This is a genomic window from Glaciecola sp. HTCC2999, assembly GCF_000155775.1.
In the GTDB taxonomy this organism is placed as follows: domain Bacteria; phylum Pseudomonadota; class Gammaproteobacteria; order Enterobacterales; family Alteromonadaceae; genus Opacimonas.
This window is the reverse complement of the sequence record NZ_DS989811.1, coordinates 293,631-319,679: the sequence shown is the minus strand read 5'-3', so window position 1 is coordinate 319,679 and position 26,049 is coordinate 293,631. Positions and strand designations below refer to the sequence as shown.

Sequence of the window (26,049 nt, the reverse complement as noted above, 5' to 3'; positions counted from 1 at the left end):
ACCACCTAGGCGATAAAACTAGTGGCAATCACATTATCATCTCCTGCGTAACAACTTGGTTCACGCGGGCATTCAGCGCCTCTAGAACAAATCAAACGAGGGTCCGTTAGTACGCCTCGTTCCACCCAATGAATATTCAAGATCCGTGCAACACTTTGTAATTTCTTTTTTAATGATGCAGGTAGTTGTGCTGAACCACCTCCTTGTACACATAATTGTTTAATATCGTGGGCTATTTCCTGTGCATCAACACCTTGAGCATTGATCGCCGGATTCAAATCAATACCTGAACATAAGACATGTTGGTTTTTGGCCATATCAGTGACATTTGTTGATTCACAACAATAAATCCTAGGCTCATTCCCCACATTTAAAATAGACAACTGAGCAGAAGTCCCTTTTACCGGCGTATTAATCATTCTAAACACAGCCCAATGTTGACATGGATCAGCAACTTCTCGCATGTTCCCCCAAGGTAAAGGAATACCATTTCCTCTATAAACCGCTTTTAGCTTACCTGGCGCATAGGCATCAAAATAATGCCAGTGCTTATACGGTGAAACAGCCGTCATTCTTCGCATTGCGACAGAAGCTGATACCCCCACTTGTGTGTGAGTCGCTATTTCATAGCCATTTCGATCGAGTAGTTGCCTAAATGGCACTTTAGGACATAAAAGAGCACCGGCAAAGAAACTGGCTTCAAAATCACGCCATGCTTGTAGAATATCCCGAGTATTGATCTGGGAAGATTGGAGTTGCTGGTTATTGCCACCTTGCATAACAGAGTATTGGTTAAGGCCGGTAACTAACACACTCTTTAATCCATCATTATTATGTAATACGCTATGTCCAATATGCACAGCAATATCATATTTTAAACGCCGCTCATATTTTTCCAGCAGTTTATTTAAGTACACTGTATTATTGGGGCCCAAATAGGAAGTCACTACAGAAGTGTTTTGGACTCCGTACTCCATAGCAAAGCTTTTGGGCAAGCGTGAAAACCATTTAATCGTGAGACCTTGTTGTTGTGCTAAAATCATTAATTCCTGAGAGGATAATGGCATACGCTTCATTCCAACTTCTTCGGCAGCTTTTTCTAGATCAGGAAAATGGTTTTGATGATGTTCTTGGTGAGCTCGGATGAGCAAATGGGCAAACTGACGTCCGCTGATCCCTGTTTGCGAGAGCATTTCAGGGATAGCAATTTGTAAAATATCGTTTGTAAATAAAAAGCTTGGTTCCAATGGCATACCTGAAATCCCGCCATGAGAACCTTTATCAATAATAATATCATCTTGCTCAGGTTCGTCATCTAAAAACCAACTTGGCTCTTTTTGAAACACCTGGGCAATCACATCTAACATATCCCAACTAGGTACACGCTTACCTCGTTCAATCATGGACAGATATGACACAGAGGGCGCATTATTTGCATCGAAGCGGATACAACGGGATGATAAATCATCTAGAGTCAGGTTATTTCGCTTTCGTAAATTACGCACTTTAGTACCCAACAAATGTGTTTTACGTCCTAGGCTACCACTGTTGTTTCCAAGCACAGATTTCATATTGCATACCTTTTGAAATATTTTTCGACATTCGTTGTTTTTGTAAAATTTACACTGTGTAATTTTTATTGTGAAATTATCTGAATTTTTATTCTATTATTTAAATCAAGCGGCGACAATGACTTTTTAACTAGTCACATCGTGCACCGAATTTAAACACTTATTTTACACAATGATGATATTTCATCAGGAGAAACACTATGAACATGCCAGCATTCAACTTACAACAAACTCAAACACCTGCACAAATTGCTAATATTGGTCATTTTACAACTATTGGAAATATACGCTGGCAAAGTGCTTACCAATTAATGGTAAACCCACAGTTGGTCACACAAATGCTGGATGAACGCTTCCCATTAGATAACGGTTCTCATGCAGATGTTAAACAATATATAGTTTATTTCCGTCATGTTATGGCGTTTTTTAAAGATGGGTCACATTGTGGTTTTAAACATCCAAAGCAATTTGTTGCCCTATCTGGTCATAAAGAAACACCAGAATCAATTATATTAAAAGAGAACGATTTACATGTTGAAATACAATTTAATCGAAATGGTACTCGTGGCCAAACTCATTGTGCTGGTATTCAAGATATACAAGTAGAACTTGCAACACAGCGAGAATTTACTGCCCCTGATGGTTCTAGTTACATGATTTAAAAAGAATCAATGACATAAACTTGTGTACCCTACATGCATAAGTGTTAGAACTCAGCTCATAAGCTGAGTTTTTTTTATCTTAAATAAACATTAAATCTAGCCATACAAAAAAGCCGTTGTGCTAGGCACAACGGCTTTTATTCATTTGCAATGTCTAAGGCGTAGATTACGCTTTAGTAATTACGTCAACTAACATCCAGTTTTTGGACTTAGAAAGAGGACGACATTCTGTGATTGACACGAAATCGCCTTCATTACACACGTTAGCTTCGTCATGTGCGTGTAGTTTAGTTGTACGTTTAATGAATTTCCCATAGATAGGGTGCTTCACTTTACGCTCAACTGCAACAGTAATGGTTTTATCCATCTTGTTGCTGACCACACGACCTTGTACTGTACGAATAGTTTGTTCAGTCATTATTCACCAGCCTTTTGGGTCAAAATGGTTTTAACACGCGCGATGCTACGACGCACTTTTCTTAGTTGGTCAGTTTTTTCAAGCTGTCCAGTAGAATATTGCATGCGTAAGTTGAACTGTTCGCGAAGAAGATTTAATAATTCTTCGTTTAATTCAGCTACGCTTTTTGCTTTTAGTTCAGTCGCATTCATTACATCACCGTTCGAGTTACAAAGGTTGTTTTAAATGGCAGTTTTGCCGCTGCTAATGCAAACGCTTCACGTGCTAATGCTTCTGGAACACCTTCCATTTCATATAACACACGACCCGGTTGAATTTGGCATACCCAGTACTCAACGTTACCTTTACCTTTACCTTGACGCACTTCAAGAGGCTTCTCAGTAATTGGCTTGTCAGGAAAAACTCGAATCCAAATTTTACCTTGACGTTTAACGTGACGAGTCATAGCACGACGAGCTGCTTCAATCTGACGTGCAGTCATACGACCACGACCGACAGATTTAAGACCAAAAGTACCGAAGCTTACTTTGCTACCAGCAATAGCAAGACCACGGTTACGGCCTTTATGCATCTTACGAAATTTCGTACGCTTTGGTTGTAACATGATTAGCCCTCTCGCTTAGCGTTGCGGCCTTTCTTCTTAGGTGCTGGAGCAGCTGGCTGCTCTTGAGTAAGTGGTAATCCACCTAATACTTCACCTTTGAAGATCCATACTTTAACGCCAATGATACCGTAAGTAGTGTTCGCTTCTGATGTTGCATAATCAATGTCAGCACGGAAAGTGTGTAATGGTACACGACCTTCACGATACCACTCTGAACGAGCAATTTCAGCGCCGCCTAAACGACCGCTAACTTCTACTTTGATACCCTTTGCGCCTAATCGCATGGCGTTTTGTACTGCGCGCTTCATAGCACGGCGGAACATAACACGGCGTTCAAGCTGGCTAGAAATGCTGTCAGCAACTAACTGACCGTCTAGCTCGGGTTTACGTACTTCAGCAATATTGATCTGAGCTGGCACACCGGCTAACTTAGATACGTGATTGCGAAGCTTCTCTACGTCTTCACCTTTCTTACCAATCACAACGCCTGGACGGGCTGTGTGGATTGTTACTTTGATGCTCTTTGCAGGGCGTTCGATAACAATTTTAGAAAGTGACGCGCTCTTTAATTGTTTAGTCAAATATTGACGGACCTGATGGTCATTAAACAAATTATCGGCATAGTCTGCTGTATTAGCGTACCAGGTTGATGTCCATGGTTTGCTGATACCCAGGCGTATTCCGGTAGGATGAACTTTCTGTCCCATAATCTACTCCTAGTTATCCGCCACAACCACAGTGATGTGACTGCTACGCTTAAAAATACGATCGGCACGACCTTTAGCTCGTGTCTTGATACGCTTCATAGTTGGACCTTCGTCAACGAAGATTTTCGCAACTTTTAACTCGTCAATGTCAGCGCCATCATTGTGTTCGGCGTTGGCAATAGCCGACTCCAACACTTTTTTAACTAAATCAGCAGCTTTTTTGTTGCTGTAAGTTAAAACTTCTAACGCTTTTTCGACGTGTAAACCGCGAATTTGATCTGCTACCAAGCGTGCCTTTTGAGCCGATGTACGAGCAAAACGGTGTTTAGCTAATGCTTCCATTTTAATCTCCTATTATCGTTTGGCTTTCTTATCAGCGACATGGCCGCGATAAGTACGCGTTGGCGCAAATTCGCCCAACTTATGGCCGACCATTTCGTCAGAGACGAACACAGGTACATGCTGGCGACCGTTATGGACCGCAATGGTCAACCCAATCATATCTGGGATGATCATAGAACGACGAGACCAAGTCTTAATTGGTTTTTTGTCGCTCTTTTCCACTGCAGCTTCTACCTTCTTCAGCAAGTGTAGGTCAATGAAAGGACCCTTCTTGAGAGAACGTGGCATGGTGAATCCTCGCTGTTATTTATTTCGACGACGTACGATAAGTTTATCGGTACGCTTATTACTTCGGGTTTTCTTACCTTTGGTAGGAACGCCCCAAGGCGATACTGGATGACGGCCACCAGAGGTACGACCTTCACCACCACCATGTGGGTGATCAACTGGGTTCATGGCAACACCACGAACAGTTGGGCGCACACCGCGCCAGCGAGTTGCACCCGCTTTACCCAATGAACGAAGCATGTGTTCAGCATTACCGATTTCACCAATAGTGGCACGGCAATCAGCTAATACTTTACGAACTTCACCAGAGCGAAGACGTAGAGTCACATAAGCTCCATCACGCGCAAGCATTTGCGCATAAGCACCAGCAGAACGTGCAATTTGTGCACCTTTGCCTGGCTTCATTTCGATGGCATGAACTGTTGTACCTACAGGAATATTACGCATTGGTAATGTATTTCCTGATTTAATAGGTGCATCAGCTCCAGATTGAATTGCATCACCTGCTTTTAGTCCCTTAGGAGCTAAAATGTAGCGACGCTCACCATCTGCATATAGCACTAATGCGATATTTGCAGAACGGTTTGGATCATATTCTAGACGCTCGACTTTGGCTGGAACACCGTCTTTATTACGTTTAAAGTCAACGATACGATAGTGTTGCTTATGACCACCACCGATGTGACGTACCGTAATACGACCATTGTTGTTACGACCACCAGACTTGCTCTTTTTATCAAGTAAAGGTGCATGTGGCGCGCCTTTATGCAAATCAGGATTAACAACCTGGACAACGTGACGACGACCGGCAGAAGTTGGCTTAGCTTTCAATAATGGCATTTCTAATCCCCTTCTTACTCGCCTGCACCGACGAAGTCGATGTCTTGACCTTCTTTAAGCACAACATATGCTTTTTTCCAGTCACTGCGTTTGCCGAAAGACTGACCGTGACGCTTGGTTTTACCCTTACAATTCACAGTACGAACAGAGTTAACTTCTACTTCGAAAAGTTTCTCTACAGCAGCTTTAATTTCTGCTTTATTCGCGTCTTTTACTACTTTAAATACAACCGTATTGTTCGTCTCAGCCGCTAATGTAGACTTCTCTGAAACGTGAGGTGCTAAAAGCACTTTTAATAAACGTTCTTCGTTCATGCTAATGCCTCCTCAAGTTGTTTCACAGCGTCTGCAGTAATTAACACTTTTTCAAATGCAATCAAGCTTACTGGGTCAATACCTTGTACATCGCGTACGTCAACTTTATATAAGTTACGTGACGCTAAGAATAAGTTCTCGTCGACTTCAGGAGTCACAATTAACACATCGTTTAAATCATAAGTGCTTAATGCATTTAATAATTCTTTAGTCTTCGGCGCTTCCACACCAAATTTTTCAACGACGATTAAACGTTCTTGACGAACTAATTCTGATAAGATGCTACGGATTGCGCCGCGGTACATCTTTTTATTTACTTTCTGATCAAAGTCACGAGGCTTCGCAGCAAATGCACGACCACCACCAACCCAGATTGGGCTACGGATAGTACCAGCACGCGCACGGCCTGTTCCTTTTTGACGCCATGGCTTCTTACCACCACCACGTACTTCAGAACGAGTCTTTTGTGCTTTTGTACCTTGACGAGCGCCGGCACCGAATGCAACTACGACTTGGTGTACAAGTGCTTCGTTGAATTCACGTCCGAAGGTCGCATCTGATACTTCAAGAGCGCTATTTGCGTCTTTTAATGTTAATTCCATCAGTTTACTCCCCAAGCTTACGCTTTAACAGCTGGACGAACGATAACATCGCTGCCAGTTGCGCCAGGTACGGCACCTTTAATTAATAAAAGGTTGTTCTCAACATCAACACGTACTAGTTCTAAAGAGATAGTTGTGACACGTTTGTTGCCTAATTGGCCTGCCATCTTCTTACCTTTAAATACTTTACCTGGTGATTGGTTTTGACCAATTGAACCAGGTGCACGGTGTGATAATGAGTTACCGTGAGTCATACGTTGTGAACTAAAGTTCCAGCGCTTAATAGCACCTTGGAAACCTTTACCTTTAGAGGTACCCACTACGTCAACTTTATTTGTGTCATTGAATAACTCAACAGTGATTTCACTGCCGACTTCAATGTTCTCACCTTCACTATCGTCAAGGCGGAATTCCCACAAACCACTGCCCGCTTCAACGCCAGCTTTAGCAAAATGACCTGCTTCAGCTTTGTTTACTCGGTTGGCTTTTTTAGTGCCAGCAGTAACTTGTAGTGCACGATAACCGTCAGTTTCCTCAGTACGTAACTGAGTAACGCGGTTTGGGGTCGCTTCGATAACGGTCACAGGAATTGACACACCATCTTCAGTGAAGATGCGAGTCATACCTACTTTACGACCGACTAGACCAATCGCCATTGTTAAAACCCTCTCTTGTTAGCCCAGGCTGATTTGAACATCAACACCGGCAGCCAAGTCCAATCTCATTAATGCATCAACTGTTTTATCAGTTGGTTCAATGATATCTACTAAACGCTTGTGTGTACGAATTTCATATTGATCACGCGCGTCTTTATTGACGTGCGGAGAAATAAGAACCGTGTAACGCTCTTTACGCGTAGGTAATGGAATAGGTCCAGATACCTGCGCACCAGTACGTTTCGCTGTTTCTACGATTTCAGCCGTAGATTGATCGATCAACTTGTGATCAAACGCTTTTAAACGAATACGAATTCTTTGATTTGGCATCGATTAAGCTCCAATCGAAAGAACAAAAAAAATCACCTTCTCCAACCATTCTTATTTGGTAGAAAAGATGTGCGTAAACCGATGATCCCATATCGGGATCCTGTTCATAGTATTAGTATTGCGCCTTAGCCGAGGCTAGTTTGCTGCTGAATGTACCAAAATAATATACCTGTTACATCAACTACTAATGGTATTGCCTCAATGGACAATGGGCGCGAATTATACACTTTGGAGTACAGATTGCAAGTTATTGTTAGGTCTTTTATTTTTATTCATCTATATTTTAACTAAATAGGTCTATAATCTCTTTTATTGCAGGTGATTGTTATTTCTTCTCATATCTTTAGTCCCTTCGCTCATCATATTCCTGCCCCTTTACACAAAGTGCGATTAGTGTTGGATAGGCATGATACGTTATCTGCTGCTTTTACTGAATTGGAAGCAATCCTAATTAGCATTTTCAATGTTGAGCGTGTCTATATTTTCCAATATCGTAAACAACAACAATCTTTGACGTTGCATTTTAATTCAACATCATTTGCCCCTCATATACATCTACCTATTTCACCAGCCTCAATTGCAGGCTATGTCGCTTTATCTCAACATCCGCTGATTGTCTCAGATCCTTATGATGAAAAAGTACTAAGTGCGATAAATCCTTACCTTAGGTTTAACGATCAATTTGATCAACAATGTACTGAGATGACCCGTAATATATTATGTATTCCCATACTCCAACAAGACACACTAGTAGGCGTCTTACAGTTAATTAATACAATTGATAATTTTACTTATGATATCTCTCTTGGTGAAGATGTTGCTGAATTATTAGGTCACACTTTTGGATATGATCTTGGCGGTACAAAGCGGCCACTTGATACATTAATTCATCATGGTCTCATCACAGAAAAGGCCTTAGAGTCTTTAGATATCGATAATTATCTCAATGATGATATTACCTTTCTGCTCCCAAGACTGGTCAGCGAACATGGTATAAGCCATAACATTATCGGTATTTCACTTTCAGTGTACTACCAACTCCCCTATATCAGTTATGACTCTGAACATTATCATGTCTATTCCACAGCTCATCATTTAAATGTTTCTTACTTGAAGCGTAATCATGTTGCGATTATTGCTGCAAATGATGACAAACCTATTATTTTGATGGCTCAACCGAACAATATGACACTTATCAGGGAAATTGAACGCGCTTTGTGTATTGAGTCTTGTTGCATTGCAGTTGGCTTCCCTACCCATATTTTACAATTTTTAGGCGAACCTGCTGGTATGTTTGGTCTAGGTGATATGTCAGATATCCTAGATGAAATTAGTACCAGCACTAATACTGTAGATGAAGATCTAGAAACCCTCTCCGATGATACGCCAGCGGTGGTACGTCTAGTATCTAGGATCTTACATGAAGCTAAACGTCTTAACGCATCAGATATTCATATTGATCCGGATAAATCTGCCGCCACTCATGTTCGAATGCGTGTCGATGGTATTTGTCGTGATTTAAATAACATCCCAGCTTCACATCATAATGCGGTTATTGCTCGCATTAAAATCATGGCAAACCTTGATATCGCTGAAAAACGGATACCTCAAGACGGCAAACTCACGTTTAAAATATCTGATCAGCTTTTTGAAGTCCGTGTTGCAACAATCCCAACGGTAGCAGGTGAAGGTGTCGTCATGCGAATGTTAACGAACGGTGGAGCTTTACCTATACACAAAATGAATTTGTCTGAACAAAACCTATCTATGCTTAAGAGAGCGGTCTGTAAACCTCATGGTATTATGCTTGTTGTAGGTCCTACTGGTTCTGGTAAAACGACCATGCTCCATGCCACATTAGGACACTTAAATACCCGTGATAAAAAAATCTGGACGGCAGAAGATCCTGTTGAGATCACGCAATCTGGTTTGCAACAAGTCCAAGTTAATCCAAAAATCGGCGTGACCTTCGCCAGTACCTTACGTGCATTTTTACGTGCTGATCCTGATATTATTCTTATTGGTGAAATGCGAGATAAAGAAACTGCACATGTGGCTATTGAAGCCTCTCTCACTGGTCACTTGGTATTATCAACACTACACACCAATTCAGCTCCTGAAACTATCACTAGGTTATTAGATTTAGGGATTGACCCTGTCAATTTTTCCGATGCATGTGTGGGTATTTTGGCACAGCGCCTTATTCGTACCTTATGTCCAGAATGTAAAATTCCTCATAACGCGACATCACAAGAGATTGAGTTTATTTACCGTCAATATGGTGACAGCATTATTGCTGAACTTAATTTACAAGATCAAATCATCGTATATGATGCAGTAGGCTGTGAATGCTGTGATGACATTGGCTATAAAGGTAGAACCGCTGTACATGAACTATTAACCATGACCCCAGAGCTACGTAGTCTCATTTATAAATCCGCCAATGTATCTAAACTCGCTAGGCAAGCTGCTAATGATGGTATGCGAACTTTGATGCAAGATGGGATCAAAAAGCTATTGTCCGGAATAACAGATATCAAGCAAATTCAGATTTTAGGCGGTTTAGAATAGTGATTTTGGAGATTATCATTACTATCTAGGCTGGTTAAGCATTTATTCTAGTGCAACGAGTTCCGCTATATTATATAGCTCGGTAAAACAGTCAAAATACCTATCAACTTTGTTATGCGTATAACCTTGAGCATCAAATCCAAATGACCAAGCACGCATTTTGGCTAGATTCGCTGCCTGTATGTCATAAATATAATCTCCCACATATACTATATTACTAGGTTCCATACACCATTCTTGGGCAATCATTTGTAATGCCGTAGGATCCGGTTTACTCGGTGCATCTTCACGCGTTATCACCGACTTAATTGGAATCCTATTATTGTCTATTTTGATCGACGTGGCCGCTTTGCAATTCCGAGTCACGATGGCCATGGGTATGTTGCGCAAATATAATTTCTCAATAAAACGTTGGGCTCCTGGGATCCATTTAGCGATCAATGCATCTTCTATTTCCATATTAACAACAGCCGCTTCCGCTGCTATACGTTTTTGGTCATCTTCGATATGGCTAATGTATTCAAGGATATCTTCAGCGATAGGACAACCTACCCTTTCTTTCATTTTGGTAAAATTAAGATCACTAGTCACTAATGTACCGTCTAAATCAAAAATAAAACCTTTTATTGGATTATTATGCATGGTGTTCAACTCTTAATTATTATATCCAAGACATTAGCATTTATATCAATCTAGAAGATATAGTCTATGCACTATATTTGACGTTATTCACATCGTATTTTGGGTATATCAGACCAGCGCGTCGTAAACTGAGGTGATAAATAAGCACGCCGCATTCGCCATTTTGGCATAATGCCTTTAGCCGCCAACCCTACAGTATGAGTACCATATTTTTGATTGATATGATCCATACATGCCATGAGTTTAGGCTTATCTTGGCTATATTCAAATAAATCAGTTTGTACAAATTCATTTTGTACTAACTCAATCGCACCAGCACCTGATTTATGAAAAATCACACCAAGTTGATATATTTGCTGTGCCGCGTGAGTCGCAGCTAATACCAGTTGCGTCGTATCTGCTGTCGGTACAGAAAATCGATGGACATGAGACTTATGATAATAATGATCAGGCTGAAACGGGTTCGAACGCGCAAAAAACTGCATCGCATGGATAGCACTCCCTTGACGCCTAGCTTTAGCACCGACATGCTCTGCGTGCAAACACAATGACTGACGTAGGCTTATATAATCGGTGACTTTTTCACCAAACGCACGCGTAGAAAATATTTGTTTTTTTGCCGCCCGAGTATCATCCCAAGCTAAACAGGTTTCGCCATTTAACTCGCGAACCGTCCGCTCGATTTCAACTGAAAACTGTTTACGCATCGCTTTTGGAGAATAGTTTGCCAGCTGCCACGCCGTATTAATCCCCATCATACTTAAACGTTTTGCAATCCGCTTTCCAATACCCCAGACATCTTGAGTCGCCATTTGTGATAATACTTGTTCGCGTAGCTGAGGCGTATCAATCACAGCAATACCTCGGGTGAATCCAGTTAATCGTTTCCCTGCATGACTAGCTGCTTTGGCTAATGTCGGTGTCGCACCTATCCCCACTCCAACCGGTAAACGCACCTCGCGCCATATCGCCCGACGAATATCTTGACCATAGGGCTCCCATCCATTGTCAGGTGTGAACCCGTCAAAGCGTAGAAAGCACTCGTCAATCGAATACACATGCTGCTCAGGGGCAAAACGAGCGGCAACATCCATCATTTTACTGGATAAGTCATCGTACAATTCATAATTAGAAGAGCGGATCACACACCCAAACTTAGCAAGTTTGTCTTTGACTTCATGATAAGGGCCAAATTTTTTAACTCCGGTCTGTTTGGCACGATCACACATGGCACAAATACAACCATCATTATTTGTCAGCACGACCACCGGCTTACGACGAATACTCGGATCAAATACTTTTTCAGCTGATGCATAAAAGCTATTCGCATCCACTAAGGCAAACATTTATTCACCATCTTAGAATACCGATGCATACGCACCGAGCGCACAACAATACCTTCTTCATCAAATATATCACCAGGCCCTAACACATACGGCGCGTGATCATCCCCCGCCGATAATAATACTAAAGCTTTACGGTCAAAGAGTTTACATACAAACACTCCGTTCAAATTTGCGACTACAATATCTAATGAAGAACGGTGTGCCGCGCGATCAACGAGCAATAAATCCCCATCAAAAATCCCATAACCGACCATAGAATCACCTTTTGCTAACCCAATAAATGTGGCCGTTGGATGCTCAATTAATAACTCATCTAAATCTAACCCTAGCTGTTTATATTCAGCAGCGGGTGATTCAAATCCGGCAATACCTGCCTGAGCTGCGAGCGGTATCACTTGTAGCATGACCTATACCTCACTATAAAACCCATTACAAAATAACTGTATTTATATACAGTATAGATCGTCATTGCAAAAGTAAACATTTACTGTTAATTTATACAGTGTAGTGTGTATTTAATTACACGCACCCCATTCGACTAATCATTGGAGCGCAACCGTGGCCGTAATTACACAATATGTAGTACAACATAAAGGGGTAGATAAACTGGTGACTACCGACAAAAAAGAAGCTGATAAATACGATAAAATGCTCACTATTGCCGATAATTTAGCGCAATACATCAGTGCCAAAGGCATCGAAATAGATGAAGCGTTATGTGAAGAGTTATCTATCGTACTATCTAAAAATAAAGATGGTGTAGCAAAACTATTTCGCGGTGTAGATGCCGATGAGGTGCTTCAATCTGAAAGTGCCGATGTGGTGTCAATCAACGAAGCATAACGTTCGTCATATACATCTATTGATCCGAAGCATAAAACTGTACTACGTCTACTTAAATAACTCCTATACTCGATCCGAATAAAGTGAATGAATTATGGGAGTCATCATGAGCATATTAGAATCAGTACCCGTCATTGGCGGGTTGATTGATAAACTATCAAACGGCATTGACGAGCTCGTCACCAGTGACGAAGAACGCGGTAAAATCGATATCGAGAAAAACCAAATTGAGCTCAAACGCTTGACTGCTGAGCTAAAAGAACAGCACATGCAATTACAAATCAATATGACTCAAGCACAGCATCCCAGTATTTTTGTTGCCGGCGCTCGGCCTGCCATTATATGGATTGGTGCATTAGGCTTGGCATATGAAGCCCTACTCCGGCCGATTGGCAGTTGGATCATCATGCTGAATCTAGACATCAATGCCATTTTAGGCGATGCTGCCTTTCAAAATGCAACGAGCGAGCAAATCGACACGCTTAGTAACTTCTATACTTTACCATCCATGAATACAGAACTGTTTATGCCGATTATTCTCGGTATTTTGGGGATCGGCGGTTATCGCACTTGGGAAAAAATAAAAGGTAAAGCGCGTGATAATTTACAACCGCAAAGAACCGATATTATCCGTCGCTAGATTAATTGATGACGCATGATTCTAAGATGGGGTAGTATTAAACAAAAAATCAATTAAGGAATATTATTATGCGTTATTTACACACCATGGTCCGAGTAAAAGATTTAGAAGCATCATTACACTTCTATTGTGAACTGTTGGGCTTGGTGAATGTCCACAGAATGGATAGTGAAAAGGGCCGGTTTTCCCTAATTTTCTTAGCGGCACCGGACGATGTGGAACGCGCGAAGGAAGCTAAAGCTCCTCTATTAGAACTGACGTATAACTGGGATCCAGAAGACTACACCGGCGGACGTAATTTTGGCCATCTCGCTTATCGTGTTGAGAATATATATGAGACTTGTCAGCGTCTCCAAGATGGCGGTGTCACCATCAACCGCCCACCTCGTGATGGACATATGGCATTTGTGCGTTCACCCGATGGGATCTCTATCGAACTTCTTCAAGAAGGCGAACATTTAGCACCACAAAAGCCATGGGCGAGTATGGCAAACACGGGCGAGTGGTAATTCGACATGACACCCGCTATTAATGCGGCAAACAAAGCTAAGGTAACCTTTACTACCTTAAGCTATGAGCATGATAGCAATGCGCAGTCCTTCGGCTTAGAGGCTGCGCAAAAACTTCAACTCGACCCTATCTCGGTATTCAAGACGCTTGTCATTCAATGTGATAAACAACTGGTTGTTGCCATTATCCCCGTTAACGACACCCTATCCTTCAAAAAATTAGCCAAAGTGGTCAATGCTAAAAAAGCGCGTATGGCCGACCCTCATGTAGTGACAAATAAAACTGGCTATATCATGGGAGGCGTTAGTCCATTAGGACAAAAGACCTCACTCCAGACCATCATAGCGAAGAGCGCCACATTACTTAATATCATACATGTGAGCGCAGGAAAACGAGGTCTAGAAATAGGGATCTCGCCTCATGACCTTAGCCAACTTTTACGTGCTCAATTTGCGGATATTACCGCCTAATCTTTATTATTATTTGGAAATCCGTTAACGTAGTACAGAATGTATTCGGAAATAGCAACTAACAGGAATTCATCTATACTGCATCATGTCTAGATAAATTATTCGTCAAATGAGCTAATGACAAGATCACGCAACCAAATAAAATTAGTCAGTTTGCACCACAATGAATGGATAAATACAATAATATGAAAAAACTAACGATACTATCCTTCTTTATCGCTTGCACACTATCAAGCAACAGCTTTGCACAAATGGCAACGACAAGCTCGGTTTGGTCACCACTGAAAAGTGCTAAGAATATCGAGTCAGATACCCATTTAACTCAATTTAATTTAGCCGAAGCTCAACTCAAAGACACACTGGTAAATGAAGGCTATCGCACGATTACAGTACCTTCACCCAACGGTGATTTACATACATTTCGACTAAGCGACGCGCAGATCATGCCGGAGTCCTTAGCAGCAAAATTCCCCGATATTCGAGCGTTCTCAGGCGTTAGCATCAGTAATCCAGCACTCAGCGGACGCTTTACTTTAACGCCTTCGGGTATGAGTGCAATGTTTGAGGCAGAAGTAAACCAACAACTCAGACGAGTATTTGTGGATCCCATTCGCCACACCGAAAACACCTATCGTAGTTATGTCATTACTCCTATAACCAAACAACAAGCGCAATTGGGGTATACAAAACATGCCCCAAAACTATTCAATGTAAATCGTGATTTGGGTCGAGACACAATCAAAGCACAAAAAACATCCGAACCAGATCAACCTCAAAAACAAATCACATATCGGTTAGCCATGACCGCAGCTGGCGAATATACCGAATTTCATGGTGGTACCGTTGCCAGCGCGATGGCAGAAATTGTCATTATGGTGAATCGCCTAAATGAATTATTTGCCGTCGAATTAGGGGTACAGTTTCAATTAATCGCGAACAATGATTTACTGATTTTTACTGATCCTACAACCGACCCGTTCAATAATGATGCAGATGATGGTGATATTAACCAGGTCGAAACGGATGATCGTATCGGAAGTGCTAATTATGATATCGGTCATATTGTTAATACTAACGGTGGCGGATTAGCAGTTCTTGGCTCTCTATGCTGGGACGAATATAAAGCCAATGGGATCACTGGAAGTAATCAGCCTACCAACGATGCCTTTTGGATTGACTTTGTCGCGCATGAAATCGGCCATCAATTTGGTGCAAATCATAGCTTTAATGGGACATCTGGTAGTTGTGCTGGTGGTAATCGAGAAGCCAATGCCGCCTATGAAGTCGGCGCAGGTTCGACTATCATGTCTTATGCCGGTATCTGTTCAGATCAGAATATCTCTTTTCAAGTTGATGATTATTATCATGTCCACTCTCTAAATGAAATGGCAAAAACAATAGAAGATAATTTAACTTTTGCACCAAACTGTGGTGTGAGAACGGATCAAGGTAATATTCAACCGGTGGCAGATGCCGGCGATGATAAAATTATTCCAGCCAGTACACCTTTTGTGCTTACCGGGAGTGCGACTGATCAAAATACCAGTGATACGCTGAGCTATGCTTGGGAACAATATGATTTAGGACCGGCCAGCACCTCTCAACTGGATGATGAAACCGACGAAGGAAGTGGCCCATTATTTCGTTCAAGAACACCTACGGCATCTCCATCACGCTTTTTCCCTCGAAAAAGCAATGCGTTACAACGCACAACAGCTTATGGCGAAGCGATGGCAACGACCAACCGTACTATGAACTTTCAATTTACTGTGAGAGATAATCAAGGCGGGAGTGCTTCTGATGCTATGCAAGTCACCGTCATCGATACTGGCGCACCATTTCAAGTTACATCACCCACACGAGATGACGTGATTACCAGCAATCCACTAACAGTTACATGGGATGTAGCTGGGACAGACCAAGCCCCCATAAACTGTACCAGTGTGAATATTGAATTATCCAATAATACCGGAGGCTCATATGATGTCATATTGGCTTCAGATGTCGCCAATAATGGCAGTGCTATCGTTAACCTTCCCCAAACTGATGGGGAGCAACCTTTCCAAAACATTCGAGTCATGTGTAGTGATAACGTGTTCTTTAGCACATCAGAAGGGGTCTTTTCATCTGATATTGATGGACCTGCGCCAATAATTATCACGGGCCAAAACAGCTTATCTACCGCGGAAGACACATCACTAACATTGACGACTGCAGATTTTACATTCAGTCTAACACCCTCAACGTTAACGGTGCTACCTGGCACTAATTATACTGTTGAAGATAACACTGTGACACCCAGTGCTAATTTCAATGGGACGTTAAATGTCAATGTCAGTGCGACAGCCAACAGTACTAACAGTGAAACGTTTAGTGCTGATGTTACTGTATTAGCAGTCAATGATGCGCCTATTGCAAACGATGACAGTGCCACTGTTGAACAAGATTCAAATACAAATAATATTGATGTGATCAGTAATGATACCGATGCCGACACGAATGATGTAGTCTCGGTTGTTTCGGCAACAGCTAATGGTACTGGTATAGCAACACTCGACAGTGATACGATAGTTTATACTCCAGCAGCTGGCTTTAATGGCACTGAAACCATCTCCTATAGCATTACTGATGGTACTGAGACTGCGACAGGCACCTTGACGGTGACGGTTCTCGCTACACCAGTGAATAACGCACCAGTAGCACAACCAGATACAGGTTCAACAACATCGGGAAATACTATTACCATTGCGGTACTGACCAACGACTCAGATGCTGATAATGATAGCTTAAGTATTTCATCCGTCAGTACGTCAGGTTCAGGCAGCGTATCCATCCAAGGTAACAGTATTCGCTATGTGAGCGCATCCGACTTTACTGGTAACGAAGTAATTACGTATGAAGTGAGCGACGGTGAAGCAACGACTTCTGGTACACTGACTGTCACCGTAACAGCGCCGCCAGCAACGACACCGACTCCACCGGCAAATTCTAGTGGTAGCTCCGGTGGCAGTATGAGTTGGTTTGCTTTACTCGCATTAGTATTGATAGCGACTCGTCGTTATCCCCCTTTCACATTTTTAGCTCACTCTACAACAAGGAACATATAAGTATGAAATTGTATGGATCATTTACCTCTCCTTATGTGCGTCGTTTACGCATATTATTAGGCGAGCAAGACTATGAGTTTATCGATGCACCAACGTCAACGCCTGAAGGACGTGCCATTTTAAGCCAAGTTAATCCAACAATGAAAATCCCTATGTTCGAAGATAAGGGCGAAGTACTATGTGATTCTGGACTCATCGCGCAATATCTACATGACAAATTAGATATACCAGCACTGAGTTATCATGATCTAAATATAATCAAAATCATTGATGCGATTACTGACTCTTATATTCAACTCTTTTTATTAAGCCACTCAGGTTTTGATACCAATGAATCAAAGATGTATTTCAATCTACAAAGAGAACGTATCGAGAGGTCGTTTACCTTTCTGGAAAATTTGATTACAACAGGCATGATTACATCGTCAAATTGGAATTATATGACCATCAGCTTAGTGACATCTATTGAATGGCTAATGGTCAGACAGTTACATGACTTTTCTGATTTACCTGCGCTGAGTGGTTTTTATAATGAGCTTAAATTACGCGACGATATGGTAAGCACTCAGATCCCAGTGTAGTGATAGGATTGTGCTGGTCAGCCAATACCGACACCTAAATAAAAAAGGGAGCAAATGCTCCCTTTCTTGTCGATGCTATTATCGCTTAGAATTGACCACGTACACCAATCACAAAATTGCGACCAGGTAATGGCGTAATTTCTTTCAAGAATGACTGATGCACATAAGCTAGCTCATCGGTCAGATTCTCAACTTTCCCATACACAGTGTAATCTAAGTTACCTTGGGATAAATACCAATTTGCGCTCACATCGACCATAGTAAACGCATCCGTTGCCGTCTCAAGAGATGTGATTTTATCTTGTTTGAACGTATGCTTAACTGACAACGCGGTATCCCAAGTATCACCCGAATAACTGATACGAGTACTGAGACGTTTTGGCGGTATGCGAGCTAAATCGCCGCCATTTTGCAGTTTGCCTCGAATATAATCCGCTTGTGCTTGAACGTGTAAATTGGCATTTACTTGATATTTCATTTGTGCTTCAAATCCATAAAGCTCAACGTCTTGGGGCTTGAATAAAAAGACCGGTGAACCCTCTTCTTCAAGCACATGGTCTTCATCCCCATGAGCATCATCGTGTTCGTCAAAAAGCTCGTCATGGTCATCAGCAAGACCCATGTCATGCTCGTCTTCAACACTATGATCATGGCCAGCATCAATGGTAAATCCTAAATCATTCTCATAGTAGTAATTATCCACTTTGTTATAAAACAGATTAAAAACAAAGCCGATATCGCCAGAGAACTTTCTCAAGGTCAAATCTAGGTTATTAGATGTTTCTAATTCTGAGAAATTCTCAATTAATGCTAACTCAGTCTCACCATCATGCTCATGTAATTCGTACATGGCACCTATTTCATAGTTACCTGTCCCAATGTGAAGACCATTTGCTAACAATTCAGCGGCACTTGGCGCACGTTGTGAACGAGAAGCCGACAGGCCTAGATTATAACCATCGGTAAACTCCCATACAGCGCCTAGTGAGACACTTACAGGCGTAAAATGCCTTTCGATGTTATAAATGACTAGATGGTCGCTGTGCTCATCATGCTCTTCGTCGTGGTGTTCATCTTCATGGTGTTCGTCATAATGCCCTGCTACAAAAATTTCAGGATCATATTCAACCCCATCAGCAGTAATAGACACACTTTCAACTCGGGCACCAAATTGTACTAATACATCACCAATATGCTTTTCTTCCATTAACGCCAGACCAAACATCTCTGTTTTTGATGCTGGCGTGAATGCTTCTTCACCAACTGCAGCGAAATCAGTGTGTTTCGCATGTACACTAAGGCCGCCTTTCCATCCATTAATCGGCTGATGCAAGAAAGTCATTTTCGCTTCAAGCGTTTCATTATTAAAACGGGTACCGACTTCGCCTTCTTCAATTTCTGCATGAGTATAATCGGTGTAGGCTAGCTTGGTTGATACCTTGCTGAATAACTGGTTTTCAAAATATAAGTCACTGAGTAACTGAACACGATCTTGTTGGAGATCACTATACACATCATGAGCATCTTCATCATGTTCGTCGTGATCGTCATGGCTTTCATCATGTGCGCCATCTTCTTCGTGACCATGATCATGACCTGGCAACCCATTTTGACGTTCGGTACGTTCATACGATACCCCTACAAAACCGTTTTCAAGCAAATAACTCGCTCCAAGGGTAAATGCAGTGGTATCAGATTGCGTCTCTTCAATGACCTTATCCGCTTCATATTCATCAGCATCACGCCACACACCGTCAGCATACAATACAACATTGTCATTAATCGCAAACTGACCAGCACCAGATAAATGTTTACCTGAGTTAACTGTACTGGTAGAGGCTAGAAAACGCCCTTGTGTTTCGGCTGCTGTCGGGATACGTTGGTCTACTACGTTCACCACACCACCAATCGCACCACTACCATAAAATAAAGTAGCAGGACCTCGTAATACTTCGATTTGTTGAGCGGTTGCAGTCTCAGCAGCAACCACATGATCCGCACCGACACGAGAAGCATCAGACGCATCTAATCCATTTTGGGTCACCAACACTCGAGGTCCATCTAAACCACGAATAATCGGACTACTGGCTACACCACCAAAGTAAGTTGAATGCACGCCCACTTGAGAATTGAGTGTTTCACCTAAAGTAGACGTCTGGGCTAAGCGTAATGCATCACCAGCGAGGACTGTCACAGGTAACGATGATTCAATGACCGATGCGTGAAATGGTGTCGCATAAACGTCAATCACTTCGAGGCTACTAGGCTGGAGTGCAACATCAAGCGTTTGATTATCTGCTAGGACAGTTAAATCAATGGATTGATGGATAAAATTTGGCGCCGTAATATGGAGTTCAACGGGTCCTTCTGGCAAGTTAGACAAGGAAAACTTGCCATCCGCATCGGCGACTGCAGAGTATTGAGTGTTGATAATTTCAACCACCGCACCTGGAATAGGTTGAGACTGACTATCTAATATAGTACCGGTGATATCGGTAGCGAATGCATGAGCTGGCGTTATCATTGCACCGACAACAAACATTTTTCCTAACGTTTTTTGCATGACTAAGTTCTTCTAATAAATATATTAAAAGAAATGTTATAATATCACATTACATTTATCAACTCAGATGAGTGAAAATATCTCGATTACTTGATATTTTTATCTCATTCGTTAGGTGTGCTGAAAGTCCTTTTGTATTTGCTCAAGTGTTTTTCCTTTCGTTTCTGGTAAATAGCGCAATACAAAAACCAACCCAATCAACGCAAATATAGCATAAGTAAAGAAGGTAAACGCAGCCCCAAAAGTAGCTAATTCCCAAGGAAATAAGAACTGCATTAAGAAACTACAGAGGCTGTTAAACACTGTCACAAATGAAATCGCAACCCCTCGATACTCATTTGGAAATATCTCAGCAAACAACACCCACATGACCGGCCCTAATGACATAGCAAAGAATGCCACAAAACTTAATATCGCGACTAAAATCAACGTAGCATTAAGATGCGTGCCTTGTTGCAGTAATAAGCCTTGATAAGTTTGATAATCAGTATTGCCCAGCGTATTAATTAACGCCTCTTTAAAAGCAACATCAGAAGCATAAACATGATCAAGTAAAACAGATAATTGCAGTTGCGAAAGATTTGACTGCTCAACAATAGCCGCTATTGATTCATTATCTAAATAATATTGAGCTTGAGAGAACCCATAAGCGCACACTAACATACTCACCAAAATACCACTTAACCCGATCAACAGCAGCGGACGACGACCAAATTTGTCAATAGCAATCATGGCTACGACCGTAAATATTACGTTGATAACCCCGACACCGATCGCTTGTACAAAGGAAGCATCGGTCCCCACACCACTTTGCTCAAAAATAGTCGGCGCATAAAAGAAAATGACATTAATACCTGTCAGCTGCTGCACCATCCCAATCACCAAACCGATAACAATCGGCCAACGCAAACGAGATGACCATAATCCTTTCACTCGCTCAACCAAGGATAATGTAGTAGTACTTAATGTAGCTTTGATATCGGCAAATTCACCCTCAACGTCCGTAAATGATAAACGTGCTAAATTCGCTTTCGCTTCACTATAACGCCCTTTGGTGCTCAGCCATCGAGGACTTTCAGGGATCCCAAAAAGTAAACCAAACCATAACAATGCCGGCACAATTTCAAGTGCTAACATCCAGCGCCATACATCACTGTCGATATTTAGCGAGCTGATCCAGCTGGCATCAGATTGACTTAACGTTAACAAACCATAATTGGTAAAATACGAGGCTGATAATCCCAATACAATGTTAAATTGGTTCACTGACACTAGCTTACCACGATGCTCAGGCGCGCTGATCTCGGCAATATACATAGGCGCAATCATCAATGAACAAAAAGCTAACCCACCTACAAACCGAGCGATTAATAGCATTTCAAAGCTTGTTGCTAGTGCAGAAAATATTGCAGACATCACATAAAGTAAGGAGACAAATAACAAGGTTTGCCGGCGACCATAGTGATCACTAATTGGACCGGCAAAGAACATAGCTAATAACGCCCCTAAAGTAGGCGCACTGACCACTAACCCCTGCTCCCAAGTGCTTAAGTTAAACTCTTGGGTAATAAAATTCACGGTACCGGCGATGACCGAAGCATCAAAACCAAATACAAATCCACCCAACGCAACAACAATCGTGATAAACAAAGTACTACGTGGTAATGATGACATCATTGATTTCCTTGAATAGATTGAAGTGAATCTCGCTTAATTAGAGTCGGTTCAAACACATTACTAATTGGCTCATTTGTGTTTATCTCATATACCTCTTTGAGGACCCACTTAGCAGCCATACTTCCCAGCTCTGCAATTGGGTTTTTCACAGTAGACAACGTCGGATAGGTATACCGAGCAAAAACTTGATCATCAAACCCGACGATAGATAGGTCATTGGGTAATGATAACCCGTGCTTGCGCGCAGAATACATGGCACCAGTCGCCATTTCATCATTGGCACAGATTAATGCAGTGAACTGTTGTGAGGAAAGCTCATCAAAACCCGCTTTACCACCGTCTTCATTATAATTTCCACGGTAATGGAAATTATCATCAAATGCAATTCCTGCCTCAGCTAGAGCACGTTGATGCCCTTGTAAACGCAATTGTGCATCTTCTTTAAATTCAGGACCAGAGATATAAGCAATTTGTGTATGACCCGCATCAATCACTGACTTAGTAGCGAGATAGCCGCCTTGTTCATTATCCATCGTAAAACAACATTCGGCGATATCATCAATATGATGATTAATTAACGAAAATGGTACTTTTCGTTCGCGGAGTTTAAGTAGATATTCGTCCGATACAGCATCAATATGAAGAATAAGCGCATCACAACGACAGCCTAAAAGAAATTCAATAGCATCTTTTTCTTTTTCGACATTAGAGTGGCCTGCAGTGATAATGGCATGCTTACCCTCTTCACGAAGAGCCGACTCGACGACTGCAAGCATATAACTAAAGAAAGGACCGCTGAGCTCTGATACTAAAACACCCACACGGTTAGTTCTATTTGAAGCTAAGGACTGAGCAATGATGTTAGGCTGATAACCTAACTCTTTCATAGCAGATTGTACTTTACTGCGACTTTTGTCGCTGACTTTTACGTTACCGTTCATTACTCTGGATACGGTCGCAAGTGATACACCTGCCAGTTCTGCTACTTCATAAATCGTGGCCATGATGATTCTTCTGTTTATTCGTGGGTAACAAGTGCTCTTGATGCTAACATATTTTTATATGCAATCGCGCTGTCTTTCCAAACGCGTTCTTGGGTCTCATAATCGATGTAAATCAAACCAAAGCGCTTACTATAACCTAGTGCCCACTCAAAATTATCCATTAGACTCCACGCAAAATAACCTTTGATATTGACGCCCGCTTCCATGGCAGCTTCTACTGCTACAAAATGAGACTGAAAATAATCAATCCGGTTTTGGTCAGCAATTCGGTTACCTTGACGCACATCGGGCATCGCTGCGCCGTTCTCTGTAATATACATGGGAGGAAGATCATATTGTTGATCTAATTCAATGAGCATTTTAGTCATGGCCTCAGGGACAATCTCCCAGCCCATTTCTGTTAAATTACCAGGTTCAGGCGTGACTATTTCGAACCAACCGTCATCCCCCATCTTATACACGTTACGCGTGTAGTAATTCATACCAATAAAATCGAGTGGTTGTGCAATTAACGCCATATCTCCTTCAAGAATATCTGGACGTTCTTCTAGCGATAATTTATCCATGACGCTAGGGTAAGATTGCTTAAGCAATGGATCAATATACCAATGAAATAAATAGTCGGTACCCATTTTCGTCGCTTCAATATCTTCGGCTGAATCTGTTAATGCATAACCAGGGTGGACATTTATCACGATCCCGACATCGGCACTCGGACAGTTTTTGCGCAGAACTTGCATAGCTAACCCATGTGCTAATAACAAGTGATGAGAAGCTTGACGACCATTTTTACGCCCAGTTAAACCTGGCGCATGCACCCCCATTTCATAACTTAAATAACCAGCACAAAAAGGTTCGTTTAATGTCGTGTAAGCATCTACTTTATCGCCAATGCGCTGTGACACCAAGTCACAATATTGAGCAAATGCATAAGCAGTATCGCGATTTAGCCAACCACCTTCATCTTCAAGGTATTGAGGAAGATCCCAATGATACATAGTGACAAATATTTTCTTACCTTTCGCTTTCAATGCGTCAATCAATTCTATGTAAAAGGCTAAGCCTGTTTCATTAAGAGTACCATCAGCATGCATGACACGAGGCCAAGAAATTGAAAAGCGATACGCATCTACACCTAAATCACAAATTAACTGAATATCTTGTTGCCAATGGGCGATATGATCACAAGCAACATCCCCGTTGGAACGATCCGAAATAGTGTTTTCTTGAGCACAGAACGTATCCCAAATACAATCTAAACGTGTTTCACGTGCCCCTTCAATTTGGAATGATGAGGTGGCGACACCAAAGATAAAGTCTTCGTCAAACATCTTTGAGTCATAAGGTAAAGTTAATTTTGTCATGGTCAACCAATTGTTCTGTGTAACTGTTGTAATATTTTATTAACAAAGCAGTATGAATATTTTTTAAAAAGATAACACACTAGCAATGAAAGCGCTTTCATTTTTGTTAATTTAATGTTTATAATATAAAAAATCAATACCTTTGGAGCATTATTGTGGCTATTTCTACACCTACAACAACACAATCTGGGGAGAATCCTCAAGGAAACTATAAGTTTGCACTTTATGCGCTTACATCACTATTTTTTATGTGGGGATTCATTACTTGTCTTAATGACATCCTAATCCCTTATTTAAAAGGGGCTTTTGATCTCAATTATACGCAAGCCATGTTGATTCAATTTTGTTTCTTCGGCGCGTATTTTATCGTATCTTTGCCTGCAGGTCGTCTAGTTTCGTCGATTGGTTACCAAAAAGGAATTGTCTTAGGGTTAACTATCGCAGCGTTAGGTTGTCTACTCTTTTACCCTGCAGCGACAGCCGGCATCTATGGTTTGTTTTTAGCAGCATTATTTATCCTCGCGTCGGGTATTACAATTTTACAAGTGTCAGCTAATCCTTATGTGAGTGCCTTAGGTGATCCCAAAACGGCGTCTTCACGTCTCACCATGACCCAAGCATTTAACTCGTTCGGAACAACCATTGCGCCGTTCTTTGGAGCTTCATTATTATTTTCAGGCGGCGTTGAACCTGCAGCAGGTGACGCGACAGCCGTGCAACTACCGTACGTGATGCTTGCATTAGCATTAGTTATTTTGGCTGCTGTATTTGCATACTTAAAACTGCCTAACATTCAAAATGACGATGACGGTGAAGCGGGTAACTATTCAGCTGTATTAAAATACCCTCACTTAGTATTAGGCGCTGTCGGTATTTTCGTGTATGTGGGTGCAGAAGTGGCTATCGGTAGTTTCTTAGTGAACTTCTTTAGCCTCCCAGAAATCGCCGGTATAGGTGAACATCAAGCAGCTAAATTAATTGCCTTTTATTGGGGTGGTGCTATGGTCGGCCGCTTTGTCGGTGCCTATGTCATGCAATTTATTGCTGCAGGTAAAGTACTTGTGTTTAATTCTGTTATGTCCGTTATTCTAATTATTCTCGCGGTTACCACAACAGGTCATTTTGCCATGTGGTCTATTTTACTTGTTGGCCTGTGCAACTCGATCATGTTCCCAACCATCTTTTCTCTAGCGGTTACAGGCTTAGGCAAACACACCGCTCAAGGTTCAGGTGTTTTATGTTTAGCGATTGTCGGTGGTGCATTACTACCTCTGTTACAAGGTGTACTTGCTGATAGTATTGGCGTGCAGTTATCATTTTTATTACCAGCGTTGTGTTACCTCTTCATCGCATACTACGGTTTATCCGGTCACAAAATTAAAACAGATAAGTAATTG

28 protein-coding genes are annotated in these 26,049 nt (G+C 41.6%); 9 read left to right on the top strand and 19 right to left on the bottom strand.

Features of this window, described 5'->3' with window-relative positions; translation table 11 throughout:
- Nucleotides 1-5: 5 nt before the first annotated feature.
- The gene (locus G2999_RS05380) at nucleotides 6-1,571 is read right to left on the bottom strand and encodes a DUF3612 domain-containing protein (RefSeq protein ID WP_010179519.1); all 1,566 of its coding nucleotides are present in this window, start codon (nucleotides 1,569-1,571) and stop codon (nucleotides 6-8) included.
- A gap of 200 nt (nucleotides 1,572-1,771) precedes the next feature.
- On the opposite strand from G2999_RS05380, the gene G2999_RS12630 reads away from it, so the two are divergent.
- A complete protein-coding gene (locus G2999_RS12630) occupies nucleotides 1,772-2,233 on the top strand; it encodes a malate synthase (RefSeq protein WP_010179518.1) in 462 nt (153 codons plus the stop codon).
- A 166-nt stretch (nucleotides 2,234-2,399) separates the two neighbouring features.
- Here the strand turns inward: G2999_RS12630 and rpsQ are convergent, their stop codons facing one another.
- From rpsQ to rpsJ, 11 genes are read right to left on the bottom strand one after another with little or no spacing between them, the layout of a single operon-like run.
- A complete protein-coding gene (gene rpsQ, locus G2999_RS05370; protein WP_010179516.1) occupies nucleotides 2,400-2,651 on the bottom strand; it encodes a 30S ribosomal protein S17 in 252 nt (83 codons plus the stop codon).
- Nucleotides 2,651-2,842, bottom strand: a complete 192-nt coding sequence (gene rpmC / locus G2999_RS05365) for a 50S ribosomal protein L29 (RefSeq protein WP_010179514.1) — start codon at nucleotides 2,840-2,842, stop codon at nucleotides 2,651-2,653. Before rpmC ends, rpsQ begins: the two co-directional genes overlap by 1 nt.
- Nucleotides 2,842-3,255 carry a 50S ribosomal protein L16 gene (rplP, locus tag G2999_RS05360; protein ID WP_010179512.1) on the bottom strand — a complete coding sequence of 138 codons (414 nt, stop codon included), beginning with the start codon at nucleotides 3,253-3,255 and terminating at the stop codon, nucleotides 2,842-2,844. Before rplP ends, rpmC begins: the two co-directional genes overlap by 1 nt.
- Nucleotides 3,256-3,257: 2 nt before the next feature.
- Nucleotides 3,258-3,962, bottom strand: a complete 705-nt coding sequence (gene rpsC / locus G2999_RS05355) for a 30S ribosomal protein S3 (protein ID WP_010179510.1) — start codon at nucleotides 3,960-3,962, stop codon at nucleotides 3,258-3,260.
- A 9-nt stretch (nucleotides 3,963-3,971) separates the two neighbouring features.
- Nucleotides 3,972-4,304 (bottom strand): 50S ribosomal protein L22, encoded by a 333-nt coding sequence (gene rplV / locus G2999_RS05350; protein ID WP_010179508.1) that lies wholly within the window; start codon nucleotides 4,302-4,304, stop codon nucleotides 3,972-3,974.
- 12 nt (nucleotides 4,305-4,316) lie between these two features.
- Nucleotides 4,317-4,592 (bottom strand): 30S ribosomal protein S19, encoded by a 276-nt coding sequence (gene rpsS / locus G2999_RS05345; protein ID WP_010179506.1) that lies wholly within the window; start codon nucleotides 4,590-4,592, stop codon nucleotides 4,317-4,319.
- 15 nt (nucleotides 4,593-4,607) lie between these two features.
- Nucleotides 4,608-5,432, bottom strand: coding sequence for a 50S ribosomal protein L2 (gene rplB, locus G2999_RS05340; RefSeq protein ID WP_010179504.1), 825 nt, complete (start codon nucleotides 5,430-5,432; stop codon nucleotides 4,608-4,610).
- A gap of 14 nt (nucleotides 5,433-5,446) precedes the next feature.
- Nucleotides 5,447-5,746 (bottom strand): 50S ribosomal protein L23, encoded by a 300-nt coding sequence (gene rplW / locus G2999_RS05335; RefSeq protein WP_010179502.1) that lies wholly within the window; start codon nucleotides 5,744-5,746, stop codon nucleotides 5,447-5,449.
- Nucleotides 5,743-6,348 carry a 50S ribosomal protein L4 gene (rplD, locus tag G2999_RS05330; RefSeq protein ID WP_010179500.1) on the bottom strand — a complete coding sequence of 202 codons (606 nt, stop codon included), beginning with the start codon at nucleotides 6,346-6,348 and terminating at the stop codon, nucleotides 5,743-5,745. The genes rplW and rplD overlap by 4 nt, the downstream gene beginning before the upstream one ends.
- 17 nt (nucleotides 6,349-6,365) lie before the next feature.
- Nucleotides 6,366-7,004, bottom strand: coding sequence for a 50S ribosomal protein L3 (gene rplC / locus G2999_RS05325; RefSeq protein ID WP_010179499.1), 639 nt, complete (start codon nucleotides 7,002-7,004; stop codon nucleotides 6,366-6,368).
- 18 nt (nucleotides 7,005-7,022) lie between these two features.
- Nucleotides 7,023-7,334 (bottom strand): 30S ribosomal protein S10, encoded by a 312-nt coding sequence (rpsJ, locus tag G2999_RS05320; RefSeq protein WP_010179497.1) that lies wholly within the window; start codon nucleotides 7,332-7,334, stop codon nucleotides 7,023-7,025.
- A 321-nt stretch (nucleotides 7,335-7,655) separates the two neighbouring features.
- On the opposite strand from rpsJ, the gene G2999_RS05315 reads away from it, so the two are divergent.
- Nucleotides 7,656-9,905 (top strand): GspE/PulE family protein, encoded by a 2,250-nt coding sequence (locus G2999_RS05315; RefSeq protein WP_369769857.1) that lies wholly within the window; start codon nucleotides 7,656-7,658, stop codon nucleotides 9,903-9,905.
- 42 nt (nucleotides 9,906-9,947) lie between these two features.
- Here G2999_RS05315 and G2999_RS05310 read toward each other — a convergent pair whose 3' ends face one another.
- The 3 genes from G2999_RS05310 to G2999_RS05300 all read right to left on the bottom strand — a co-directional run bounded on the left by G2999_RS05310 (nucleotide 9,948) and on the right by G2999_RS05300 (nucleotide 12,297).
- On the bottom strand, nucleotides 9,948-10,547 hold the full coding sequence (locus G2999_RS05310; protein WP_010179470.1) for an HAD family hydrolase: 600 nt from the start codon (nucleotides 10,545-10,547) through the stop codon (nucleotides 9,948-9,950).
- 83 nt (nucleotides 10,548-10,630) lie between these two features.
- On the bottom strand, nucleotides 10,631-11,893 hold the full coding sequence (locus G2999_RS05305) for a Y-family DNA polymerase (protein WP_010179468.1): 1,263 nt from the start codon (nucleotides 11,891-11,893) through the stop codon (nucleotides 10,631-10,633).
- The gene (locus tag G2999_RS05300; RefSeq protein WP_010179466.1) at nucleotides 11,881-12,297 is read right to left on the bottom strand and encodes a S24 family peptidase; all 417 of its coding nucleotides are present in this window, start codon (nucleotides 12,295-12,297) and stop codon (nucleotides 11,881-11,883) included. The genes G2999_RS05305 and G2999_RS05300 overlap by 13 nt, the downstream gene beginning before the upstream one ends.
- Nucleotides 12,298-12,451: 154 nt before the next feature.
- Here G2999_RS05300 and G2999_RS05295 point away from each other — a divergent pair, with 154 nt between their 5' ends.
- The 6 genes from G2999_RS05295 (at nucleotide 12,452) to G2999_RS05270 (ending at nucleotide 18,044) form a co-directional block, all read left to right on the top strand.
- Nucleotides 12,452-12,736 (top strand): YebG family protein, encoded by a 285-nt coding sequence (locus G2999_RS05295; RefSeq protein ID WP_010179463.1) that lies wholly within the window; start codon nucleotides 12,452-12,454, stop codon nucleotides 12,734-12,736.
- A gap of 106 nt (nucleotides 12,737-12,842) precedes the next feature.
- Complete coding sequence (locus G2999_RS05290; protein ID WP_010179461.1) at nucleotides 12,843-13,376, top strand: 3TM-type holin; 534 nt, start codon at nucleotides 12,843-12,845, stop codon at nucleotides 13,374-13,376.
- A 68-nt stretch (nucleotides 13,377-13,444) separates the two neighbouring features.
- Nucleotides 13,445-13,885, top strand: coding sequence for a VOC family protein (locus G2999_RS05285; RefSeq protein ID WP_010179459.1), 441 nt, complete (start codon nucleotides 13,445-13,447; stop codon nucleotides 13,883-13,885).
- A 6-nt stretch (nucleotides 13,886-13,891) separates the two neighbouring features.
- Nucleotides 13,892-14,356 carry a Cys-tRNA(Pro) deacylase gene (ybaK, locus tag G2999_RS05280; RefSeq protein ID WP_010179457.1) on the top strand — a complete coding sequence of 155 codons (465 nt, stop codon included), beginning with the start codon at nucleotides 13,892-13,894 and terminating at the stop codon, nucleotides 14,354-14,356.
- A gap of 185 nt (nucleotides 14,357-14,541) precedes the next feature.
- Nucleotides 14,542-17,463 carry a reprolysin-like metallopeptidase gene (locus G2999_RS12625; protein WP_050751022.1) on the top strand — a complete coding sequence of 974 codons (2,922 nt, stop codon included), beginning with the start codon at nucleotides 14,542-14,544 and terminating at the stop codon, nucleotides 17,461-17,463.
- A 2-nt stretch (nucleotides 17,464-17,465) separates the two neighbouring features.
- Complete coding sequence (locus tag G2999_RS05270; protein WP_010179454.1) at nucleotides 17,466-18,044, top strand: glutathione S-transferase family protein; 579 nt, start codon at nucleotides 17,466-17,468, stop codon at nucleotides 18,042-18,044.
- A gap of 85 nt (nucleotides 18,045-18,129) precedes the next feature.
- Here G2999_RS05270 and G2999_RS05265 read toward each other — a convergent pair whose 3' ends face one another.
- From G2999_RS05265 to G2999_RS05250, 4 genes are all read right to left on the bottom strand, one after another.
- Nucleotides 18,130-20,607 (bottom strand): TonB-dependent receptor, encoded by a 2,478-nt coding sequence (locus G2999_RS05265; protein ID WP_010179451.1) that lies wholly within the window; start codon nucleotides 20,605-20,607, stop codon nucleotides 18,130-18,132.
- A 111-nt stretch (nucleotides 20,608-20,718) separates the two neighbouring features.
- Entirely contained in the window at nucleotides 20,719-22,281 is a 1,563-nt protein-coding gene (locus G2999_RS05260; RefSeq protein WP_010179449.1) for a sugar porter family MFS transporter, read from the bottom strand.
- A complete protein-coding gene (locus tag G2999_RS05255; RefSeq protein ID WP_010179447.1) occupies nucleotides 22,281-23,288 on the bottom strand; it encodes a LacI family DNA-binding transcriptional regulator in 1,008 nt (335 codons plus the stop codon). Before G2999_RS05255 ends, G2999_RS05260 begins: the two co-directional genes overlap by 1 nt.
- Nucleotides 23,289-23,302: 14 nt before the next feature.
- Nucleotides 23,303-24,652, bottom strand: coding sequence for a GH1 family beta-glucosidase (locus G2999_RS05250; RefSeq protein WP_010179445.1), 1,350 nt, complete (start codon nucleotides 24,650-24,652; stop codon nucleotides 23,303-23,305).
- 155 nt (nucleotides 24,653-24,807) lie between these two features.
- Between G2999_RS05250 and G2999_RS05245 the strand changes: the two genes are divergently transcribed.
- The gene (locus tag G2999_RS05245) at nucleotides 24,808-26,046 is read left to right on the top strand and encodes a sugar MFS transporter (RefSeq protein WP_010179444.1); all 1,239 of its coding nucleotides are present in this window, start codon (nucleotides 24,808-24,810) and stop codon (nucleotides 26,044-26,046) included.
- The last annotated feature ends 3 nt before the right edge of the window (nucleotides 26,047-26,049 follow it).

Coding starts and splice junctions, on each gene's coding strand:
- G2999_RS05380 (WP_010179519.1), bottom strand. CDS start 1,571: ATGAAATCTGTGCTTGGAAACAACAGTGGTAGCCTAGGACGTAAAACA.
- G2999_RS12630 (WP_010179518.1), top strand. CDS start 1,772: ATGAACATGCCAGCATTCAACTTACAACAAACTCAAACACCTGCACAA.
- rpsQ (WP_010179516.1), bottom strand. CDS start 2,651: ATGACTGAACAAACTATTCGTACAGTACAAGGTCGTGTGGTCAGCAAC.
- rpmC (WP_010179514.1), bottom strand. CDS start 2,842: ATGAATGCGACTGAACTAAAAGCAAAAAGCGTAGCTGAATTAAACGAA.
- rplP (WP_010179512.1), bottom strand. CDS start 3,255: ATGTTACAACCAAAGCGTACGAAATTTCGTAAGATGCATAAAGGCCGT.
- rpsC (WP_010179510.1), bottom strand. CDS start 3,962: ATGGGACAGAAAGTTCATCCTACCGGAATACGCCTGGGTATCAGCAAA.
- rplV (WP_010179508.1), bottom strand. CDS start 4,304: ATGGAAGCATTAGCTAAACACCGTTTTGCTCGTACATCGGCTCAAAAG.
- rpsS (WP_010179506.1), bottom strand. CDS start 4,592: ATGCCACGTTCTCTCAAGAAGGGTCCTTTCATTGACCTACACTTGCTG.
- rplB (WP_010179504.1), bottom strand. CDS start 5,432: ATGCCATTATTGAAAGCTAAGCCAACTTCTGCCGGTCGTCGTCACGTT.
- rplW (WP_010179502.1), bottom strand. CDS start 5,746: ATGAACGAAGAACGTTTATTAAAAGTGCTTTTAGCACCTCACGTTTCA.
- rplD (WP_010179500.1), bottom strand. CDS start 6,348: ATGGAATTAACATTAAAAGACGCAAATAGCGCTCTTGAAGTATCAGAT.
- rplC (WP_010179499.1), bottom strand. CDS start 7,004: ATGGCGATTGGTCTAGTCGGTCGTAAAGTAGGTATGACTCGCATCTTC.
- rpsJ (WP_010179497.1), bottom strand. CDS start 7,334: ATGCCAAATCAAAGAATTCGTATTCGTTTAAAAGCGTTTGATCACAAG.
- G2999_RS05310 (WP_010179470.1), bottom strand. CDS start 10,547: ATGCATAATAATCCAATAAAAGGTTTTATTTTTGATTTAGACGGTACA.
- G2999_RS05305 (WP_010179468.1), bottom strand. CDS start 11,893: ATGTTTGCCTTAGTGGATGCGAATAGCTTTTATGCATCAGCTGAAAAA.
- G2999_RS05300 (WP_010179466.1), bottom strand. CDS start 12,297: ATGCTACAAGTGATACCGCTCGCAGCTCAGGCAGGTATTGCCGGATTT.
- G2999_RS05290 (WP_010179461.1), top strand. CDS start 12,843: ATGAGCATATTAGAATCAGTACCCGTCATTGGCGGGTTGATTGATAAA.
- G2999_RS05285 (WP_010179459.1), top strand. CDS start 13,445: ATGCGTTATTTACACACCATGGTCCGAGTAAAAGATTTAGAAGCATCA.
- ybaK (WP_010179457.1), top strand. CDS start 13,892: ATGACACCCGCTATTAATGCGGCAAACAAAGCTAAGGTAACCTTTACT.
- G2999_RS12625 (WP_050751022.1), top strand. CDS start 14,542: ATGAAAAAACTAACGATACTATCCTTCTTTATCGCTTGCACACTATCA.
- G2999_RS05270 (WP_010179454.1), top strand. CDS start 17,466: ATGAAATTGTATGGATCATTTACCTCTCCTTATGTGCGTCGTTTACGC.
- G2999_RS05265 (WP_010179451.1), bottom strand. CDS start 20,607: ATGCAAAAAACGTTAGGAAAAATGTTTGTTGTCGGTGCAATGATAACG.
- G2999_RS05260 (WP_010179449.1), bottom strand. CDS start 22,281: ATGTCATCATTACCACGTAGTACTTTGTTTATCACGATTGTTGTTGCG.
- G2999_RS05255 (WP_010179447.1), bottom strand. CDS start 23,288: ATGGCCACGATTTATGAAGTAGCAGAACTGGCAGGTGTATCACTTGCG.
- G2999_RS05250 (WP_010179445.1), bottom strand. CDS start 24,652: ATGACAAAATTAACTTTACCTTATGACTCAAAGATGTTTGACGAAGAC.